We start from the raw sequence: 1,715 nt of genomic DNA, 5'->3' as shown, positions 1-1,715 counted from the left end.
CGCTACGGGGCCGGGGCGCCGGAATCGGAGTCACCGGCCGGGCGGGAGTTGCTGCTGCTGGCCGCCCTCAAGCACGGGCTGGTCGAGCGGGACCTGCCCCACACCGTGTCGTTCTTCCACGGGGTGCGGGTCGACGACGACGGGGCGCTCGTCTCCACCGGCGGCGCCGGGGCGGGCGCGACCGTCGACCTGGTCCTGCACCTGCCCGTCGTCGTGGCCGTCGCGGTCGCCGACCACCCGCTGGATCCGTCGGAGCAGTACCACGCCGGGACAGTGGAGCTCCTGGCCTGGAGCGCTCCGCAGGACCTCGACGCACTCGGCGCAGGCGTCCTCCCCGACGTCGGGGACGACCTCGAGTACCGACGGGCCGTCGCCAACTCCGAGGCCGCCCACCGCGCCTCCACGCAGATCGACTGAGGAGAACCTCCCATGACACGTTCGACCGTCACCGCCGATCCCCGGACCGGCGCCGCAGACGACCTCGCGCTCGCCGACGGGGCGGTGGTCGCCGACGAGATCGTCGCCGCCAGAGCCGCCTGGTCCCACGTCCTCCACGAGGGTCAGAGCCTGACCATCGTGGACCTTGAGGGCAACCAGGCCGTCGACACCCTGTTCTACGACGCCCACGACCCCACCCGTCGCTACAGCGCCCCGGCGACCGTCGCCGCCCAGGGATCGATCTTCCTCACCACGGGCAGTGTCCTGCGGGACGACGCCGGCGAGCCCCTCGTGACGATCACGGCCGACGAGGTGGGCAACCACGACACTCTCGGGGGCGCGTGTTCGCAGGAGTCCAACACCCTGCGGTACGGCCACCACACCCGTCACCAGCACGCCTGCGTGGAGAACTTTCTCCGCGAGGGCGCCCGGCACGGGCTGGGCAAGCGGGACCTGGTCCCCAACGTCAACTTCTTCATGAACGTGCCCGTGGACGCCGACGGCACCCTCGGCATCGTCGACGGGCTCTCCGCCCCGGGCAAGCGGCTCGCGCTGCGCGCCGACCGCGACGTGATCGTCCTGGTCTCCAACTGCCCGCAGATCAACAACCCGTGCAACGGCTTCGATCCGACGCCGGTGCGGATGATCGTCACCGCCTGAGTCCGGCAGCCGCCACCAGCGCACCCGCCACCCGCGCACCCGCCACCACAGGAGAAGCCGCCATGACCCGCCTCGAGATCCTCAACCCGGGACTCATCACCACCGTCCAGGACTGGCCCGGCCGCATCGGGTACTGGGGCGTGGGCGTCCCGCCGTCCGGGGCGATGGACGACTACTCGCTCCGCCTGGTCAACATCGCCGTGGGCAACCCGGAGGGCGCTGCCGGTCTGGAGTGCACTCGGGGTGGCCTGTCGATCCGGCCTGACGCCCCGGTCACGGTCTGCGTGGGCGGCGCGCACGTGCGGCCCACGGTGGACGGTCGCCCGGTGGCCCAGTGGAAGCCGATTCAGCTCGACGCCGGTTCCGTGCTCGACATCCCGGTGCTCGACGGGCCGGGCATGCGCATCTACGTGGCGGTCGGGGGAGGGATCGACGTCGAGCAGTATCTCGGGTCGTCGTCGACCTTCACCCTCGGGCGGTTCGGGGGGCACGAGGGACGCAACCTGGCGGCGGGGGACGCCCTCGCCGTCGGTGAGCCCGGACCGGGCGTGCCACGCCGGATCCTCGCCGACGAGGTCCCGGCCATCGGCCACCACTGGCACGTCGCCGTGGCCGAG

2 protein-coding genes and 1 pseudogene are annotated in these 1,715 nt (G+C 72.4%); all 3 read left to right on the top strand.

The annotated features are described in order from the left end of the window. A partial coding sequence (locus G6027_RS16555) for a DUF1989 domain-containing protein (protein ID WP_182638105.1) occupies positions 1 to 417 on the top strand: 417 nt, incomplete at its 5' end. A gap of 12 nt (positions 418 to 429) precedes the next feature. Continuing rightward, entirely contained in the window at positions 430 to 1,098 is a 669-nt protein-coding gene (locus G6027_RS16550) for an urea amidolyase associated protein UAAP2 (RefSeq protein WP_182638104.1), read from the top strand. A 62-nt stretch (positions 1,099 to 1,160) separates the two neighbouring features. Then, positions 1,161 to 1,715: pseudogene (locus tag G6027_RS16545) on the top strand (biotin-dependent carboxyltransferase family protein); the annotation flags it as partial.

The sequence above is a fragment of the Dietzia sp. SLG310A2-38A2 genome, assembly GCF_014145095.1.
GTDB lineage: Bacteria > Actinomycetota > Actinomycetes > Mycobacteriales > Mycobacteriaceae > Dietzia.
The sequence above is the reverse complement of the archived record's forward strand: the minus strand, read 5'-3'. Positions and strand labels throughout refer to the sequence as shown.